This window comes from Streptomyces olindensis (assembly GCF_040645895.1).
Classification (GTDB): Bacteria; Actinomycetota; Actinomycetes; order Streptomycetales; family Streptomycetaceae; genus Streptomyces; species Streptomyces olindensis.
The window spans coordinates 21,296-39,696 of sequence record NZ_JBEYZD010000028.1; the positions used below are offsets into that span (position 1 = coordinate 21,296).

Consider the following 18,401-nt stretch of genomic DNA (forward strand, 5'->3'; position numbering starts at 1 on the left):
GGACGTCAAGCGATCTAGAAGGTGACCGCCGCGCAGTCGGAGAGGAAGATCCATCCCATCAATAATGGGATGGCTTAGTGAGGCCCGTCACAGCCCTACGAGCTGCCACTCCTGGTTGGAGCCGGTGGTGGAAGGCCACTGGATGACCTTCGCGCGGTTGGCCGTGGAGTTGCTCTGCACGTCCGCGCAGAGGCCGCTCCTGACGTTGACGAGGCGGTAGTGGCCCGTGGTGGACGCCGGTACGAGCCTCCACCACTGGTTGGGCGAGTTGGTGTCCGACCACTGGTCCAGAGCCGTGCCCGCGGTGGTGGAGCTCCCGGGGTTGTCCAGCACCTTGCCGCTGTTGACGTTGGACAGCCGGAACGATCCGTCGTAGTCGGGCAGCAGTCTCCACTGCTGGTTGGGGCTGCCGGACCAGTCGTACTGGATGACGGCGCCACCGTCGGAGGTGGCGGAGCCCTCCACCTCCATGACCTTGGCACTGTTGCGGTTGACCAGCTTGAACCTGCCGGTGAGCAGGCCGATGGTGAGCGTGCTGACGGTCCCGGCGGTGAGTGACACGACGCGGGCGTGGTTGCCCAGCGGGGACGTCCGCACGGTCGCCGAGGTGCTGACGGAGGTCATGCCGCGCCGGCACACGAAGGTGATGTCCTGGTCGATGTCCGAGACGAGCGTGACGGTGGCGGTGCGCGCGCCGGTGTCCCAGGTCAGGGACCGCACGGTGACGCGGTTGCGGCCCCGGACGCCCCTGATGGTGCCGGTGGCCAGCTGGTCCGGCAGGGCGGGGAGGATCTCCAGGAGACCGGGGCGCGAGTAGACCAGGGCTTCGCCGAGCACGCCGGGGATGGCGTTGGCGGCGTCGCAGTTGTAGATGTCCAGGTTGGGGTTGTGGGACGTCATCAGGGACCGCCACACCATGTTCCTGCCGTAGATCTTCAGCAGGTTGGTGTAGACGCCCGGGGCGTCCTTGAGGCGGGCGCGGGCCAGGGCCCGGTGCAGGCTGCCGTGGGCCGAGTAGTTCTCGTCGCCTCGCAGGTCCAGGGCCCTGCGGGCGTACTTGACGAGGTCGGGCTCGTCCTCGGGGTTGATCTCGTGCAGCGGCCAGGCGCCGTACATGTGCTGGACGTGCCGGTGGTTGTAGCGCTCGGTCAGGCCCGGCCAGGACCACTCGGCCAGCGCCCCGTCGCCGTTGACGGTGTAGTCGGGCAGCTTGGCGAGCAGCGCGGTCCAGCGTTCGACGCCCTGGCCGGCGCCCTGCTCCACATCGAGTTCGTTCGCCGCGTCGATGGCGGCCTGCAGGGCGTGCCTGCCGGCCATGATGTCGCCGGTGGCGTTGATGGAGAACGCCTGGCCGGTGCTCGTGGGGAGGTTCTCCATGGAGTAGGAGGGGACGAAGACGGCCTTGCCCTTGGAGTCGGTACGGGTCAGGAAGTCCTCGTAGAACAGGGCCAGTTCCATCAGGGCGGGGCCGAGCTTGTTCTTCAGGAAGTCGGCGTCGCCGGTGACCTGGTAGTACTCCAGCAGCGGGTAGAGCAGCCAGTCGGCGCCGCCGGTCCACGCCTCGCCGGGGAAGCTGCCGCTGTTGAAGTGCAGCATGTGCCCGTACTCGCCGTCGGTGCGGGACGGGGCGAGGAAGCCGCGGGCGCCGTAGAGGTTCTCGGCGTTGTCCCGCCAGTGGGCCAGCTGGCCGAGGACCAGGTCGAAATAGCCCTGCATGGCGTCGCTGAGATCGAGGATGTTGCCGCCCGCGACCTGCAGGTTGATGTTGGCGTCGGTGGTGTAGTCGTCGGCCCAGGCACCGTTCCAGGTGCCGGTCCAGATCCCGGTCAGGCGGGGTGGCAGGACGCCGCTGGAGCTGATGAACAGGTAACGGCCGGAGTCGTACATGCGCTCCAGCAGCGCGAGGTCGATGGTGGAGGAGCTGCTCTTCTGCCGTGCGATCAGGGCACTGGTGGACAGCTGCCGGTCGGCGGTGGAGACGTTCAGGTCGAGGCTGGAACGGTCGTACATCGCCTGGTGCTTCGGGGCGTGGCGGCCCAGCAGGGTGGCGTAGTCGGCGGTGAGCGCCGCGAGCGCGGTCTGCAGCGGCCTGGCGTCCCAGCCGGTGGCCGTCTCGTACCGGCCGAGCTTGGTCAGCAGCAGCACCTTGGTGGCCTTGGCGACCACGAGTGTCGCCCCGCTCGCGGTCACCGAGGCGTTGGTGCCGGTGACGACGACCCGGGTGACGCCCTCGTAGCCGTACGCGCCCCCGGACGGGTAGGTGCCGCGCAGGTTGAGGTAGCCGTCGGGGCCGCTCTTCGAGGCGGTGGTGGTGTAGGTGACGCTGGTCGGCGCACCTTCGAGGGCGGTGTTGACGCTGATGGTGGTGTCGACGGTGCGGCCGGTGGCCGGCAGCAGTTCGTGGACGACGACCTGGTCGGCGCGGGAGACGAAGATGTGCCGCTTCCAGGTGCCGTACTGGTCGGTCCAGGTGTGGGTGACCTCGCCGGTGCGGAAGTCGGTGATCCGGGCGAAGTCGTTGACCGTGGTCATGCCGGGCGTGGCCAGCCGCAGCTCGTAACCGGGGTGGAAGGTCTGCGTCCAGCGCAGGTTCCACCCGTGGGCGAAGGTCGAGGAGGCACCGGCGTAGTCACCCGCCAAGGCCTTGTCACGGGCGGACTCGAGGTAGGGCGACAGCACCGGAGGCATGACGTCGCGGCTGCCGTTGGGCAGGACGAACCGGTGGTGGTTGAGGATCATCTTCTCGAGCGTCGGCGCCCCGTAGTAGACGACGCCGTACTCGCCGTTGCCGCTCAGGAAGCCGTCGGTCCAGGTCGAGGAGGCGGCGTCGTCCCAGATGCCGCGATCGGGGAGGGTGACCTGCGGCGGCACGGCGGCACCGGCCCGCGGGGCGAAGACCAGGCCGGGCAGGCCCGTGGTGCCCGCCATGAGGGCGGCCGCGGTGAGGAAGCGTCTGCGGTGGAGGGGGCGGTCGGGCAGTGGCATGGCGGAGACTCCGTTTCCGTGGGCGGCCGCGACGCCACGGCACGGCGGTGCGCAGCGGCGTCGCGGATCCGGTGAGCTGAGGGCGGCCTGCCGGCCGAGGATCTTGGCGCGGTCGTCGGCGATCCCCCGGAGCCGGCGAGTGAACTGATCCGCGACAGAGGGGCCCGGCGCCCGATCCATCGCCATAGATGGGATGAATTAACGGATACGCACAGGACCTGTGTCTAGCCTTGTGGCGCATCTATTTATGAAACTGTCGCCCACCTGCGGGGAAGCCTTGGGCGGACAGGTGCGACATGGGATGTATCAGGGGGTGCATCACATCTTGACGAGGCTCCGGGCGGGGCTTACCGTCCTCCAGCAGAAACGCGCATGTTTCAACAATTTCCCAAGTCCCAGGCTCCGGAGCCTGTTCTCCCGTCACTGCGAAGAAAGGCATGGATGCCATGCTCCGTCGTGCCTGCTTGCTCCTGTCGGCCCTCCTCGTGGGCGTGCTCGGACTGCTGTCCGCCGGCGCGCCCGCCCAGGCCGCTTCCGTCACCGTGACCAATGCGACCCAGTTCACCGACACCACCGGAGCCGTGGTCCACGCCCACGGCGGCGGCGTGATCAAGGTCGGCTCGTACTACTACTGGTTCGGCGAGAACCGGAACCCCGACAACACCTTCAAGGCCGTCTCGGTCTACCGCTCCACGGACCTGAAGACGTGGGAGGCCCGCGGCAACGCCCTCACCCAGAGCAGCTCCCCCGAGCTGGCCCTCGCCAACATCGAGCGGCCGAAGGTGATCTACAACAGCGCCACCGGCAAGTTCGTGATGTGGATGCACAAGGAGAACGGCAAGGACTACAGCGAGGCCCGGGCCGCCGTCGCGGTCTCGGACACGGTCGACGGCGCCTACACCTACCAGGGCAGCTTCCGGCCGCTCGGTGAGATGTCCCGGGACGACACCCTCTTCAAGGACGACGACGGCACGGCCTACTTCATCTCGGCCGCCAACAACAACGCCGACCTCCACATCTACCGGCTGAGCGCCGACTACACGAAGGTCGACAGCCTGGTCGCCGACCCGTGGCCCGGCGCCTTCCGCGAGGCGCCGGCCCTGTTCAAGCGCAACGGCGTCTACTTCATGCTCACTTCCACCACCAGCGGCTGGAACCCCAACCAGCAGCGCTATGCCACCGCCACCAGCCTCGCCGGCCCCTGGAGCGCCATGGTGGACGTCGGTGACGCGACGGCCTACGGCTCCCAGACCACCTTCGTCCTGCCCGTCCAGGGCGCGTCGGGCACCTCGTACCTCTACATGGGCGACCGCTGGGGCAACTCCATCGGCGGCACGGTCAACGACTCCCGGTACGTCTGGCTGCCGCTGACCTTCCCCACCAGCCGGACCGTGAACCTGCCCTGGTACCCGCAGGTGGCCATCGACACGGCCGCCGGCACGGTCACCGGCGTCGGCGGCGGTCCCTACTACACCTTCGTCGCCCGGCACAGCGGCAGATGCGTCGACGTCAAGGACAACTCCGCCGCCGACGGCTACGACGTCGTGCAGTACGACTGCAACGGCGGCCTCAACCAGCAGTGGCGGCTGAAGGACGCCGGCAACGGCTACGTCCAGATCATCGCCGAGCACAGCGGCAAGTGCCTGGACGTCGCCAGCGCCTCGACCGCGGACCGCGCCTACGTGCAGCAGCACCGCTGCACCACCGGCACCAACCAGCAGTGGCTCCAGCAGGACCAGGGCAACGGCTACTACCGCCTCGTCGCCCGGCACAGCGGCAAGTGCCTGGACGTGGAGAACGGCGCCACCGCCAACGGCACCCGCCTCATCCAGTGGACCTGCGGCACCGGCACCAACCAGCAGTTCCAGCGGCGCGCCGCCTGACCGATCGGCCGGCCGTGGATCGCTTGATTGATGGGATGAGTTCAGGCTGAAAGTGTGGATTTCTCGACGAGAATCCGCCTGAAAGCCCTATCCATCCCATCAATCATGTGCACACCCGTTGACATGAGCGGGTCGCATGGTTGACCTTCGTCCGTGGCACCAGGGCGCTTCGGAGCCTCGTGTCCGAGCGCACCCCCCTTCCCCTTCGTCGCAGGGACGCCCATGTCGAGTCGCACCAACAGACGTCAGTTCCTCGCGGCGGCCACGGTGGTGGCCGCCGCGACCACCGCCGGAGGCCTGTTCGGCGCCGGCGGCGCGCAGGCAGTGCCCCGCAGCCGCACCTACACGCCCGACTGGGAGTCGGTCGACCGGCATCCGCCGGCCCCGGAGTGGTTCAGGGACGCCAAGTTCGGGATCTACTTCCACTGGGGCGCTTTCAGCGTCCCCGCCTTCGACAACGAGTGGTACCCGCGCCACATGTACATCGAGGGCCACACGGCCAACAAGCACCATGTGGCCGCCTACGGCCCGCCCTCGGCCTGGCCCTACCGCAACTTCATCGACGGGGGGAAGGATCTCGCGGGCAACGCCGTGCAGTTCGCGCCGAAGCCGAAGTCCGCGGGCGGCGCCTTCGACCCCGAGGAATGGGTGCAGCTGTTCGTCGACGCCGGTGCCCGGTTCGCCGGTCCCGTCGCCGAGCACCACGACGGTTTCTCCATGTGGGACAGCAAGGCCAGCGAGTGGAACTCGGCCGCCAGGGGACCGAAGCTCGACCTGCTGCGGATCTTCACCGAGGCCATCCGCGCCAGGGGCCTGAAACTCCTGGTGGCCATGCACCACGCGTACCACTTCAACGGCTTCTTCGACCATGTGCCCCCACAGACGGACCCCAGCCTCAAGAAGCTGTACGGGCAGCTGAGTCCGGCCGAGGAGAACCAACTCTGGTACGACAAGCTCAAGGAAGTCGTCGACCGCGCCCGCCCCGACATCCTCTGGCAGGACTTCAAGCTCGACGCCGTCGACGAGAAGAAGCGGCTCGAGTTCCTGGCGTACTACTACAACCAGGCCGAGGCCTGGGGCAAGGAAGTCGTCGCCACCTACAAGGACGGCATGAGCGACCGCGGTCAGGTCTTCGACTACGAGCGCGGCGGCCCGGCCGACCTCACCGCCCCGTACTGGCTCACCGACGACAGCATCTCCAGCTCCAGCTGGTGCTACACGGAGGGCATCGGCTACTACAGCATCCAGCAGATGCTGCACTCGTTCCTCGACCGGGTGAGCAAGAACGGCAACGTGCTGCTCAACATCGCGCCGAAGGCCGACGGCAGCATCCCGCAGGCCCAGAAGGACATCCTGCTCGGCATCGGCGACCACCTGAAGCGCTTCGGGGAGTCGGTGTACTCGACCCGCGCCTGGACGGCGTACGGCGAGGGCCCGACGAAGATGGGCGGCGGTGCCTTCACCAACCCGACCGCCGGCACGGCGCAGGACATCCGGTTCACCCGGACCAAGTCCAACACCGCGTTGTACGCCACCGTCCTGGGCTGGCCCGGGAGTTCGCTGACGATCAGCACCCTAGCCTCCGACCGGATCGACCTCACCTCGCTGCGGTCGGTGAAACTCCTCGACGACGAGGCCGGCCACTACATCACCCTGCCCGAGCCGGTGCAGGGCCCGACCGGACTGCGGGTGAGCCTGCCGGCGGCAGCGCCGTTCCAGGCCCACGCGTACGTCCTGAAGCTCGAGTTCTCCGGTCAGATCCCCGGCCTGCGCCCCCTGCACGGCGCCGTGGCCTTCCCGGACTCCGGCTACCGCGGGACGGGCGCGGTCCTCGCCGTCGGCGAGTACGACAGCGACCGGCTGCGGCTCGCCGGTCTCGGCCCCCGCACCCTGTCCTCGCTGCGGCCGGCCCCCGGCTACCAGGTGGTCGGCTACTCCGGGGACGACTTCACCGGCACGTCCTGGACCTTCACCACCGACCACCGCGACCTGCGGGGCACCGGCGGCGACAACAGGATCGCCTCGCTGAAGGTCCAGTTCGCGCCGTCCGCGTTCTTCCGGATCACCAACGTCACGGACGGCCTGGCCCTGGACTCCGGAGGTGACGTCGATCCCGGTTCCGACCTCAAGCAGTGGAGCTGGGACGGCAGTCCCAACCTCCAGTGGCAGGCGGTCGAAGTGGGCGGCGGCTACTACAAGTTGGTCAACCGGGCCAACGGCATGGTCGCCGACGGGTGGGGTGCCGCCACCGACGGCTCCACGGCCCGGCAGGCCGCCTGGAACGGCGGCACCAACCAGCAGTGGCGGATCACCCACCGGGGCGACGGCCGCTACTCGATCGCCAACCGCACCACCGGCCTGGTCCTCGACGGCGGCGGCAACGTGCCCTCCGGCTCGGTCACCAAGCAGTGGACCTACGACGGCAGCACCAACCTGATGTGGACCTTCACGGCTCTGTGAGGCCCACCGGCGTTCAGTACGCCAGGGTGACGCGACGCCGGATCGCCCCGCCCTTCTCGACCTCGTCGGCCAGGGCCACGGCCCCGTGGAACGCTTCCGCCGGCAACTGACCCTCCACGTCGGCGAGGTGGCGGGCGCGCCGTCCCCGGGGTGGCTCGGGCTCCACCCCGGACGCCGGTAGCGGAGACGACGCGGCCGGGCCGCCCACGGTGTCGTGGACGGCCCGGCTCTCCGGCGTGTCCGTCAGCTCTGGCCGGCCGTACGGCGCCTGCGCCCGAAGTAGAGCGCGGCCGTGCCGGCCACCACCACCGCGAGACCGGCGCCGGCGATCAGGGGCGTGCTGCTCGACGCGCCGGTCTCGGCGAGATCCCCGTTGGCGGTGGGGCTGTTCGCGCCCGTGTCGCTCGCGGGGACGGGGGAGGGGGAAGCGTCGGCTCCGGGGTTCGTGTTCCGGCCGGGAGCAGCGCTCTTCATCGACAGTGTCGCCGCGAAGGCCGACGCGATCACCTTGTGGCCGTCGGCGTTGGGGTGCGGGTCCTTCTTCGGCGTGCACGCCCAGGTGAGCTGACAGATCTTGGCCACGTTCGCCGGCACCTTGCCCACGCCGGGCATGTCGACGAGCGTGCCGAAGTCGTCCGACGAGAAGGCTCCGGCCACGTCCGCCACCTTGAAGCCGGTGGCACCGTACACCTGGGCGATCGCCTTGTCGCCCTCCTTGATGAGGGGCGCCGACTCCTTGGCGGCCTTCTGCCCCGCATCGCCCAGCAGCCACGTCGCGAGGAACGGGTTGTAGTACGTCGAGCCGCTGAACTGGGTGTTCTTCGTACCGGCCTGGTGGAGCGCGCCCGTGATCCGGGCGAGGTTCCGGCCCATGGTCTGGCTCGCGTTGTTCAGGCAGGTGCCGTCGAGGGTCCCGGCAGGGGTGACGCACGCCTGGATGTCGTTGGCGCCCACGCTGAGCGTCACGTAGGCGACCTTGCCGTGGTGCCGGGCCATGGCCTTGAGCGCGGCATCGAGCTGGGAGGTGGCGCCGGGGTAGCGGCAGGTGCCGCCCTTGATCAGCGACTCCGTGGTCTCCCCGGTGCAGCCGAGGCGTATGTGCTTCAGCCCCGGGTCGCGCTGCTTGAGCTGTGCGTAGAGGCGGTCCGTGTAGGCGAGGCGGGTGTCCTTGTCGACGTCCGGCTGGTAGCCGGAGGCCAGGGAGTCGCCCAGCGAGATGTAGTAGGTGGCGCCGTTTCCGGCGGTCGCCTCGTCGGCGGCGGTGGCCGGCCCGGGCGTGCTCAGCAGGACCGCCATCGCGGAGACGACCAGTCCCGGAACGAACCGCTGAAGGATTCTCATCACTTGCGCGCTTTCCAATTGTTGGGGGGAGTGGCTGCCGGAAGGCATGCCGTGGGGGAGGGAAAGGGAGAGACAAAGGAGGGGAGGGAGAGAGCTCGACCGCTGTGGCTTGCGGGCTCCCGGCGGGAACAATTTAGCGATCGCGCCGTCCACTTGTGCGTGTGGGACCTACAAAATGACAGCCGCTCACGACACGTGTAAGCGTCAGAAAGGACCGATCGGTCGCAATTCCGTGGCCGGACGCGTTCGGCACCAGCTGCTCCACCAGACCTGTCACCTGCTCGGTGTCGACGCCGAGCTTCGTAAGCGTGCCGCGCACGGTGGTCTCGTACAGGCCGCTGATCCCCTCGAGGAGGGAGATGCCCTGGTCGGTGACGGCCGCGTGGGCCGCGCGGGCGTCCCTGGGACATGCCGTGCGGGAGATCAGCCCGCGCATCTCCTGACGGGCCACGGCGCGGGACACCCGGCTTCTGGAGAATCCGAGTGCGGTGGCCAACTCCGTCATGTGCAGAAACCGGTGAGGGGATCCGTGGAGATGGGAGAGAGTCGCGTATTCCTCCCATGTGAGGCCGAACTCCCGCTGCAACACACGGTTCACCGACGTTTCGACGAGACGGATGAGCAGTGCGAGGGTTTCGTAGGAGCGGACATCCGCCGCTGTGAGGGTTCTTTCCATGGCAATGGCTCGCCTTTGAGGTCTTCCGCGCTCACTGAGCGAGCGGATCGGGGACGGCTCTCCAGGGACGGCACAGGGCGAGGAAGCAGACTGCCGCTGCCAGCGCGAGTCCGAGGACCGACGCGGCCATGGGAAGGGCGGTGCCGTGGCCGCCGAGACCGGCCAGGGCGGGGGCGAGAGCGCCCATGAGGAACTGGGTGGTGCCCAGCAGCGCGGAGGCGCTGCCTGCCGTGTGCGGGGCGCGCTGAAGGCAGAGTGCCGTCGTGGTGGGCAGGATCATACCGACGGGGCAGGCGATGAGGAACAGTGCTGCCGCGACCCAGGGCAGGCCCGCGTGCGTGGTCGTGACCAGCAGGACCAGGGTGGTGCTCGCGCAGGCGAGCGCGGTCAGGCCCCCGGCCAGGATGCGGTGCGAGGGGTAACGGCCGAGCAGGACCGTGCCGTTGAGCCGGCCCGTGGCGACCATGCCGATCGAGTTGAGGGCGAACAGCAGGCTGTAGGTCTGCGGGGAGGCGCCGTAGACCTGCTGGAGGGCGAAGGAGGAGCCCGCGATGTAGGCGAACAGGGCCGCGAAGCCGAGACTGCCGGTGAGCAGGTAGCCGGTGAAGGGACCGTCGCGGAGCAGGTCGCGCATGGTGCGCAGGGTGCTGGCGAGTCCGCCGGGGCGGCGATGTGCGGGAGGCAGGGTCTCGGCCAGCAGGGCGGCGGTCGCGGTCAGGACCGCCAGCCCGAGCAGCGTGAGGACGACGAAGACGCCGCGCCAGGAGGTCACGCGCAGCAACTGGGCGCCCAGGACCGGAGCCAGGATCGGCGCCGTGCCGGAGACCAGCATCAGCGAGGACAGCAGCCTGGCCGCGCCGAGACCGTCGTACAGGTCGCGGACGACGGCCCGGGCGATGACGATGCCCGCCGCGCCGGCCAGCCCCTGGACCAGTCGCATGCCGATGAGAACCGCCGGATCCGGGGCGACGGCGCACACGAAGCCCGCCACCACGTACACGGCGAGTCCCGTCAGCAGCGGCCGCCGACGGCCGAGGGTGTCGCTGAGCGGACCGATGACCAGCTGGCCGACCGCGATGCCGGCCATGAACGCCGTCAGCGTGAGCTGTGTGACGGCCTGTGAGATGTGCAGGTCCCCGCTGACCTCGACAAGCGCCGGCAGGTAGAGGTCGATGGTGAGCGGGCCGAGCGCGGTCAGCGAGCCCAGGATCAGCACGAGCGGCAGACGGCGCGGACGGCGGCCGGGAGCCGGAGGTCCGGACGGGCCTTCCCTGACGGCGGCGCCGGCCGGGGGTGTTTCTGGCATGGGTGGTCCAGGGGGAGGAGGGAAGCGGGCGGGCCGGGGGGCCGCGGTACCGGTGCCGACCGGGCGGGACGGGCACCGGCACGAGCAGGGGGAGGATGCCCCCTTGGGATGCCCCCTCGCGTCAGCGGTCGAGGCGTGCCTTCGGGAGGTCGGGGTCCTCGTGAGGGCGGAGTCGTCGATCGAGGGCGGGCCGGTGGCCCGGGCCCCGGCCCGTCCCGCGGTGTCCCGTGCGGTGACGGGGAGGCGCGGGACGGTGCCTTCGTCGGCCTTGGTGGCCCAGACGGCTCCCGCCGTACGGCTCGGAAGGGGCGAGGTGATCAGGGCGCGACGAGCTTGACGGTGCTCGCCCAGCCGTAGCCGCCCTCGCTGATCTGCAGGGCCATGTGCAGCAGTTGGAAGCCCTCCAGCTCGCGAGCGTGCTTGAGCGCGCCGACGTCGACCGCGTGGAGACCGCCGGAGGTCACCAGGTCCGCGACCTGCTTGCGGGCCACCTCGTCGTCACCGGCGATGAAGACGTCCAGTGGCGTGCCGGCCACCCGGCCGGCCACCAGGGTCGTCGCGAACGTGGTGTTGAACGCCTTGACGACCTTGGTGCCGGGGGCGGCGACCGCGGCGATCTCCTCGGCTGCCGAGGTTCCCGGGGAGACGACGAGCGCGTCCAGCGAGGCGTCGACGGGGTTGCTGATGTCCACGAGCACCTTGCCGCTCAGCCGGGCCCCGAGGGCGGCCGTGAGCTCCTTGGCCGCGGCGAACGGCACGGCCAGGACCACGAGTTCGGCGGTGTCCACAGCGGAGTCCCCGCCGGCGTGCACGGTCGCGTCGCCCGCAGCCTGCGCGCTCAGCTCGTCGGCGAGCCGCGGCCCTGGCCGGGTCCTTGGCGGTGAGGGTCACCGTGTGCCCGCCGGCCAGGGCGCGGGTCGCTATGCCGCGGGCCATGTTGCCGGCGCCGATGATGGTGATCTGCATGAGGGTCGTTTCCCTTCGCGGTCAGTGGGAGGCGCCGAACAGCGAGCGGTTGGCGATGTCGATGATGAACGGGCCGACGTGGGCGGGGTAGCGGTCCACGATGGCCTTCTTGTACGCGTCGCCGTCGTCGCCGAGCAGCTCGCGGGCGTCGGCGAGGTAGCGCCGTACGTCCGCGTAGACCTCGGGCCCGGTGGGCAGGCCGTGGCCGGCGAGGACGGTCTCGTAGCCGGACTCGGCGGCCAGTGCGTCCACGGCCTGCTGCCAGCCGGTGATGTCGTTGTTGCCCAGGTAGAGGTGGACGTCGTTGTAGACGAGGTCCTGGGCGACCAGCACACCCTGGTCGGGCAGCTTGATGAGCAGTTCGTCGGCGGCCTCGCCGCCGGAGACGGCCTCGAAGACGAACGGGACTCCGTCGATGACCTCGGTGCCGGGGGTGAGGTCCACGGTCGGGGTGAAGTCGGCGACCGGGATGACCAGTCCGGTCGGCAGTTGGCTGTCGCCCCGCGCGACGATCTGCTCGCGTACCACGGCCAGGGCGTGGACGGGGACTCCGAAGCGGGCGGCACCGTTGTAGTGGTCGGGGTGGGCGTGGGTGACGATGAGGCGGTCCAGCGGCTTGCCGATCCCCTTGGCGTAGGCGATCGCCTCGTCCGCGTAGGCGGGGAGCAGCTGGGCGTCGATCGCGATGATCCGCGCCGGGGTCTCGATCAGCTGGGTGGTGGTGTGGAAGGTGTCCGCCGGGGACATGTAGCTGTGGATGCGCACCGCGCCCTTGTCGAGGACCGTGACCGTGCCGTTCATGGGGTTGCTCCTTGGAGGTGAGAGCGGCCTTGTGTCGCTCTCGATGGCCTCCACTCTCTCCGTGAAAGCGCAGGCAGGCGAGATACGCTGGAGACCCGGCATGGTAAATCGAGGACATTCGGAGAATGCGATGATCGCCCCGGATCCAGCCGCGGACGACCCGTCCCGGCGCCGCGTCATCCCCCGGTTCGACTTCAACCCGCCCGAGGAACGGATCCCCGGCTTCGAGATCCTCGACCTGTCCACCCTGCACGAGCGGCGCCGGCGCCGGGGCCGCCGCATGGACGCCGTGCACCGGGTCGACTTCCACACCCTCACCCTCATCACCGAGGGCAGCGGGGAGCACGCCGTCGACTTCGTGACCTACCCCATCCGCCCCGGCACACTGCTGTGGGTCCGCCCCGGACAGGTGCAGAGTTTCGTGCGTCCGGGCACCGCCAACGGCACCCAGCTGCTGTTCACTTCGGCCTTCCCGCCACACGCCAGCAGCGCCGACCGGCTGGTCAGCGACTGGTACGGGACCACATGCCGGCAACTGGGCGCCGGCCCCGAGTACGCCGTGCTGTCCACCCTGCTGGGCCAGTTGCGCGCCGAGTACGACCGGCCGGAGCAGACGGTGTCCGCGGAGATCCTGCAACTCCTCCTGGCCACCGTGCTGTTGCAGGTCGATCGGCTGCCCCACCCCGAAGGCGGCGGCGATCCGCACGCCGGCGGGGAGGTCTACGCACGTTTCCGCGCCGAGCTGGAACGCTCCTACGCCACCACCCGGCGTGCCGCCGACTACGCCCACCGCCTCGGCTACACCGTCAAGACCCTCACCCGCGCGTGTGCGGCCGCCACCGGACAGCCCGTCAAGCACGTCATCGACGGCCGTGTCGCCCTGGAGGCCCGGCGCCTGCTCGCCCACACCGACGAGCCGGTGGCGACCATCGCACGCCGCCTCGGCTTCCCCGAGCCCACCAACTTCGGCAAGTTCTTCACCCGGCACACGGGCATGCCGCCGGGCGCTTTCCGGCAGGTGCACCACAGCCGGCAGGTGCCGCCCGGCGAGGGTGCGGCATGATCGGGAGCGTGGCGTGCGCAGGAGCCGAGGGGAGCCGGGGCTGTGGATGAGCGGGCGGAGATCTCGACGCCGCGGGAGGCGGCGAACGATCCCCTGGTGCTGGCCTTCGGCCGGCTGCAGGGGGCGGCGAACCGGCTGGAGTACATCCTGGGCCGGGCGCTGGAGGCGGAGTGCGGCATCAGCCATCTGACGTTCGAGGTGCTGCTCATCCTGGGCAGGGCGGGGGACCCGGGGTTGTCGATGGGGGCCATCGCCCAGGAGCAGGTGCTCACCACCGGAGGGGCCACCCGCCTGGTCGACCGCATGGTGGCGGCCGGCCTGGTCGAGCGGGTCGAGGACCCCGGTGACCGGCGCGCGCGCCTGGTGCGCCTGACGGCGCGGGGCGAGGAGACCACGGTCGTCGCGGCACGGGCGCACGCGGAGAACATCAGGCGCTACTTCCTGGCGCCCCTGCCGGTCGAGGAACGGGAGCGGTTCGCCGAGAACCTCCGCGTCCTCAGCCACTCGGCGCGGGACATGCTGCCCCGTCTTCCCTGAACCGGCCGCTCGCCACCGGATCCTGACCGATGGATCCGGAGCAGCCGGGCGGTCACATGGGGGGGGGAGTGCTGACTGTCAACAGATGACAGGCCGTCCGTTACGATGATTTTCCCCGGAGCCTGAAGGAGGCCTGGTCCGTGACCGGTCCGACGTTTTCCAGTCTGGCCCGCTCGACGACCCTGCGGGAGCAGGCGCTCCTGACGCTGCGAGCGGCGATCACCAGCGGCCGGTATCGGCCGGGTGATCATCTGGGGGAGGTGGAGATCGCGGAGCGGCTGGCCGTGAGTCGCGGGACCGTGCGCGAGGCGCTGCGTCATCTCCAGCAGGAGGGGCTCGTCACCGCCGGCGCCCGGGGCATGCTGCGGGTGTCCCAGCTGTCGCCGGCCGAGGTGCGGGAGTTGTTCCAGGTCCGGGAGGTGCTCGAAGGCCTGGCCATCACGCAGATCATCGAGTCGTCGCCGGGCCCCGAGGTGCTGCGCGCCCTGCGGGACGCCGTGGCGCGCCTGCACGCCGCCGTCGAGTCGGGTGCGGACCTGAGCGACAAGGTGGAGGCCGACCTCGCCTTCCACCTGTTGTTGTGTGAACTGTCGGGCAATTCCGTCCTCCTGAAGACCTGGCGCGGGCTCGAGGGCCCGATCCGGGTGGTCGTCATGAGCGCGGCGGCCGAGCGGCGTGAGGTGGCCATGGCCGCGTCGGCCCATCTGCCGCTCGTGGAGGCGATCGAGCGCGGTGACGCGGCCGCGGCGCAGGAGGTCCTGCGCGCCCACATGGCATCCGCCGTCGAGCAACTCGGTGCCGCGGACGTCGACACCGGGGGCGACCAGGCCGTTCGCTGATTCCTTCCTCCTTTTCGCAAGGCCCGCCGGTGACCGCCGGCGGGCCTTTTTCGTGGCCAGGGGTTGACACGTGCGCATGCACTCCCCAGAGTCGACTCTCGACTGTTAACAGTCAACAGCCAACAGGAACGGTTCAGGGACGGACCGTCCGTCAGCGATCAAGGAGGATCGGCATGGCTGCTTCCCCGCCCCCAGGACCGTCGGCCCAGGGCTCCCCCGAGCGCATGAGAGTCGCCATCGGCTGCGGTGTCGGCGCGACCATCGAGACCTACGACTTCATCGGCTTCGGCACGGCCGCGGCGCTCTACTTCGGAGACGTGTTCTTCCCGGACTCCGACCCGCTGTCCGCCACCCTGCTGTCCTTCGCCACCTTGGGCATCGGCTTCGCCGCCCGCCCCCTCGGCGGGGTGATCGCCGGCCATCTGGGAGACCGCGTCGGACGGAAGCCGGTGCTGGTCGGATCGCTGCTGCTGATGGGCGTGGCGACGGTCCTGATCGGCTGTCTGCCCACCTACCAGATGGTCGGTGTCTGGGCCCCGGTGCTGCTCGTGGCCGTCCGCATCGTCCAGGGACTCGCCTTCGGCGCCGAGTGGGGCGGCGCCATCCTGATGACCTTCGAGCACGCGCCGTGGCGACGACGCGGTCTGTACACGGGGATCACCCAGGCGGGCTTCCCCGTCGGGCTGCTCCTGGCCAACCTGGCCTTTCTCCTCAGCCGGCACACCCTGGACGACACCTGGGCCTGGCGCGTGCCGTTCCTCCTCAGCGCCGTACTGATCGCGGTCGGCATCTTCATCCGGCTCAAGATCGACGAGTCCCCGCAGTTCGAGGAGCTGAAGGAGTCCGGCGACGTCGCCAAGAACCCCCTCGGTGAGGTGCTCCGCAAGGACTGGCGGGGTCTGCTGCGGGCCTTCTGCCTCCGGACCACGGAGACGGCCGGATACGCGGTCTCGGTCACCTTCGTCCTCTCCTACCTGAACGACGACCGCGCCCCCGACGTCTCCAGCGCGGTCAGCCTCACCGCGCTGGTGACCGCCGCGGCCCTGGGCATCTTCGCCACGACAGGGTGGGGACTGCTGTCCGACCGGGTCGGACGCCGACCGGTGTACCTACTGGGCTGTGCCGTGACCCTGCTGTGGGGTGTCCCGCTGTTCCTGCTCGTCAACACCGGCACCGCCGCGCTCGTCCTGGTCGCCTTCGTGATCAGTTACGCGGTGTGCCAGAACTCCCTGGCGGGTGTCCAAGGGGCCTGGTTCTGCGAGCTGTTCGCCACCCGGACCCGCACCGCGGGCACCTCGCTCGCCTACCAGCTCTCCGCCGTCGTCTCCGGGTTCACGCCCATGATCGCCACCGCTCTGTACTCCGCCGTCGGCTGGACCGGCCCGGCCCTCCTCTTCAGCTTCTACGGGCTGCTCGGCCTCGTCGCCACCGCGCTGACCCGCGAGACCTGGGGAGCACCCGAGCGGCGGCAGGCCGACCTGGCGGCCCGGACAGGGCGCGACACCACCGCACCCGCCGCCCTGTCCCACTGACTCGTAATCCGGAAGAAGGAGTTGACGTGGCCTCCACCGCCACCACCACGCCGGCCGCCGGCCCGCCTGCCGTCCGACCCTTGTCGCACACCGAGCGACTGCGCGCTCTGCGGGAGTCCGCGTACCGCATCCGCACCCACGCCCTGAACATGGCCGAGGTCCAGGGCCAGGGCTACGTCGGACAGGCACTCGGCGTGGCCGACATCCTCGCCGTCGTCTACAAGGACGTGCTCAACCACCGTCCCGAGGACCCTGAATGGCCCGGGCGGGACAGGCTGCTGCTCTCGATCGGGCACTACGCCATCGCCCTGTACGCCGCGCTCGCGGAGGCAGGGGTGCTCGACACCGCGGAACTGGACACGTACGGGAGCGACGACTCCCGCCTGCCCATGTCGGGCATGGCCTCCTACACCCCCGGCATGGAGATCTCCGGTGGCTCGCTCGGGCACGGCCTGGGCATCGCCGCCGGACTGGGGCTCGGACTGCGCCACCAGGGCAGCCGCGCCCACGTGTACAACCTCCTCTCCGACGGCGAACTGGACGAGGGTTCCACCTGGGAGGCCGCCCTGGCCTGCGCCCACCACGGCCTCGACAACGTCACCGCCATCGTCGACGTCAACGCCCTGCAGGCCGACGGACCGACGAACGGCGTGCTGCGCACCGAGCCCGTCACCGACAAGTGGGAGGCGTTCGGCTGGCACGCGGTCCGGGTGGACGGCAACGACGTCGACGCCCTCGTCACGGCCTTCGACAGCCTGCGCACCCACCGGGGCTCACCGTCCGTGCTCGTCTGCGACACCCGTGTCGGCCGCGGCGTGCCGATGCTCGAGACGCGGGAGAAGGCGCACTTCATGCGGGTCGAGGAGCACGAGTGGCAGCTCGCCCGCGACCAGCTGACCGCGGGATTCCACGCCGAGCGCGGCGACCGGCACGCAACGACCGCAGATGAGGAGCACACCGCATGAACTCCGTCGCCGCCCTCGCCACCGGCACCGGCACGCGCAGGCTCACCACCTCCGCCATGATCGCTTCCATCGCGGAGGAGGGCCAGCGCACCACCAAGGCTCCCTTCGGGCACGCCCTCGCCCGGCTCGCCGACGAACGGCCGGACATCGTCGGCCTGTCGGCGGACCTCGCCAAGTACACCGACATGCACGTCTTCCGCGAGGCGCACCCCGAGCGCTTCTTCCAGATGGGCATGGCGGAACAGGCGATGCTCGGCGCGGCCGCGGGGCTCGCCGAGTCGGGCCTGACCCCGTTCGCCTCCACCTACTCCGTCTTCGCCACCCGCCGTGCCTACGACTTCCTGTGCCTGGACATCGCCGAGCCGGGACTGAACGTCAACGTCGTCGGCGCCCTGCCCGGGCTGACCACCGGCTACGGCCCCAGCCACCAGGCCACCGAGGACCTCGCGATCCTGCGGGCCATGCCCGGTCTGACCATCGTGGATCCGGCGGACTCGGTCGACATCGAGCAGGCCGTACCCGCCCTGGCCGCGCACCCCGGCCCCACCTATCTGCGGCTGCTGCGCGGCGCGGTCCCCACCGTGCTCGACGAGTACGACTACACCTTCCGGCTGGGACGCGCCGCCGAACTGCGCGGCGGCCGCGACGTGTTGTTCATCTCCACCGGCCTGATGACGGTACGCGCCCTGTCGGCGGCCCGGGAACTCGAACGCGACCACATCGACGCCGCGGTCCTGCACGTGCCGACGATCAAGCCCTTCGACCGTGAGGCCGTCGTCCGGGAGGCGGCGAAGGACCGACTCGTCGTCACCCTCGAGAACCACAGTGTGATCGGAGGCCTGGCGGAGTCCGTCGCCTCCAGCCTGGCCTTCGCCCGGGTGACCGCCCGCCTCGTCCCCGTGGGTCTGCCGGACGAGTTCCTCGCGGCGGGCGCGCTGCCCACGCTGCACGACCGGTACGGCCTGTCGGTGGCGGCGATCAAGGACCTCGTCCGCCGCGAACTGTGAAGCCGCCGGCCGCCGACCCGACCACCGTGAACTCACCGCC

Annotated in this window: 14 protein-coding genes and 1 pseudogene; 8 read left to right on the plus strand and 7 right to left on the minus strand. The window is 70.1% G+C overall.

What is annotated here, in order from left to right:
- Nucleotides 1–87 precede the first annotated feature (87 nt).
- Nucleotides 88–2,985: a glycosyl hydrolase family 95 catalytic domain-containing protein gene (locus ABZ948_RS19625; protein ID WP_359761166.1), complete on the minus strand. Its 2,898-nt coding sequence runs from the start codon at nt 2,983–2,985 to the stop codon at nt 88–90.
- Nucleotides 2,986–3,431: 446 nt separating this feature from the next.
- Here ABZ948_RS19625 and ABZ948_RS19630 point away from each other — a divergent pair, with 446 nt between their 5' ends.
- Both ABZ948_RS19630 and ABZ948_RS19635 read left to right on the plus strand, forming a co-directional pair.
- Nucleotides 3,432–4,868 carry an RICIN domain-containing protein gene (locus tag ABZ948_RS19630; RefSeq protein ID WP_359761168.1) on the plus strand — a complete coding sequence of 479 codons (1,437 nt, stop codon included), beginning with the start codon at nt 3,432–3,434 and terminating at the stop codon, nt 4,866–4,868.
- A gap of 222 nt (nt 4,869–5,090) precedes the next feature.
- Nucleotides 5,091–7,328, plus strand: coding sequence for an alpha-L-fucosidase (locus tag ABZ948_RS19635; RefSeq protein WP_359761170.1), 2,238 nt, complete (start codon nt 5,091–5,093; stop codon nt 7,326–7,328).
- Between the two features lie 243 nt (nt 7,329–7,571).
- On the opposite strand, the gene ABZ948_RS19640 is transcribed toward ABZ948_RS19635, so the two are convergent.
- From ABZ948_RS19640 to ABZ948_RS19665, 6 genes and pseudogenes are all read right to left on the minus strand, one after another.
- Entirely contained in the window at nt 7,572–8,669 is a 1,098-nt protein-coding gene (locus ABZ948_RS19640; RefSeq protein WP_435857535.1) for a GDSL-type esterase/lipase family protein, read from the minus strand.
- A 133-nt stretch (nt 8,670–8,802) separates the two neighbouring features.
- Nucleotides 8,803–9,345: a MarR family winged helix-turn-helix transcriptional regulator gene (locus tag ABZ948_RS19645; RefSeq protein ID WP_359761172.1), complete on the minus strand. Its 543-nt coding sequence runs from the start codon at nt 9,343–9,345 to the stop codon at nt 8,803–8,805.
- 31 nt (nt 9,346–9,376) lie between these two features.
- Nucleotides 9,377–10,651, minus strand: a complete 1,275-nt coding sequence (locus ABZ948_RS19650; RefSeq protein WP_359761173.1) for a multidrug effflux MFS transporter — start codon at nt 10,649–10,651, stop codon at nt 9,377–9,379.
- 317 nt (nt 10,652–10,968) lie between these two features.
- Nucleotides 10,969–11,439 (minus strand): NADPH-dependent F420 reductase, encoded by a 471-nt coding sequence (locus ABZ948_RS19655; RefSeq protein ID WP_359761175.1) that lies wholly within the window; start codon nt 11,437–11,439, stop codon nt 10,969–10,971.
- 109 nt (nt 11,440–11,548) lie between these two features.
- Nucleotides 11,549–11,617, minus strand: a pseudogene (locus tag ABZ948_RS19660) (NADP oxidoreductase); the annotation flags it as partial.
- A gap of 21 nt (nt 11,618–11,638) precedes the next feature.
- Complete coding sequence (locus ABZ948_RS19665) at nt 11,639–12,418, minus strand: MBL fold metallo-hydrolase (RefSeq protein ID WP_359761177.1); 780 nt, start codon at nt 12,416–12,418, stop codon at nt 11,639–11,641.
- Nucleotides 12,419–12,548: 130 nt separating this feature from the next.
- Between ABZ948_RS19665 and ABZ948_RS19670 the strand changes: the two genes are divergently transcribed.
- The 6 genes from ABZ948_RS19670 to ABZ948_RS19695 all read left to right on the plus strand — a co-directional run bounded on the left by ABZ948_RS19670 (nt 12,549) and on the right by ABZ948_RS19695 (nt 18,361).
- Nucleotides 12,549–13,481, plus strand: a complete 933-nt coding sequence (locus ABZ948_RS19670) for an AraC family transcriptional regulator (protein WP_359761179.1) — start codon at nt 12,549–12,551, stop codon at nt 13,479–13,481.
- Nucleotides 13,482–13,523: 42 nt separating this feature from the next.
- Complete coding sequence (locus ABZ948_RS19675; protein WP_359761181.1) at nt 13,524–14,018, plus strand: MarR family winged helix-turn-helix transcriptional regulator; 495 nt, start codon at nt 13,524–13,526, stop codon at nt 14,016–14,018.
- A 140-nt stretch (nt 14,019–14,158) separates the two neighbouring features.
- The gene (locus ABZ948_RS19680) at nt 14,159–14,857 is read left to right on the plus strand and encodes a GntR family transcriptional regulator (RefSeq protein ID WP_359761182.1); all 699 of its coding nucleotides are present in this window, start codon (nt 14,159–14,161) and stop codon (nt 14,855–14,857) included.
- Nucleotides 14,858–15,030: 173 nt separating this feature from the next.
- Nucleotides 15,031–16,389 carry an MFS transporter gene (locus tag ABZ948_RS19685; RefSeq protein ID WP_359761183.1) on the plus strand — a complete coding sequence of 453 codons (1,359 nt, stop codon included), beginning with the start codon at nt 15,031–15,033 and terminating at the stop codon, nt 16,387–16,389.
- 26 nt (nt 16,390–16,415) lie between these two features.
- Nucleotides 16,416–17,354, plus strand: coding sequence for a transketolase (locus ABZ948_RS19690; protein ID WP_359761184.1), 939 nt, complete (start codon nt 16,416–16,418; stop codon nt 17,352–17,354).
- Nucleotides 17,351–18,361 carry a transketolase family protein gene (locus ABZ948_RS19695; RefSeq protein ID WP_359761186.1) on the plus strand — a complete coding sequence of 337 codons (1,011 nt, stop codon included), beginning with the start codon at nt 17,351–17,353 and terminating at the stop codon, nt 18,359–18,361. Before ABZ948_RS19690 ends, ABZ948_RS19695 begins: the two co-directional genes overlap by 4 nt.
- The last annotated feature ends 40 nt before the right edge of the window (nt 18,362–18,401 follow it).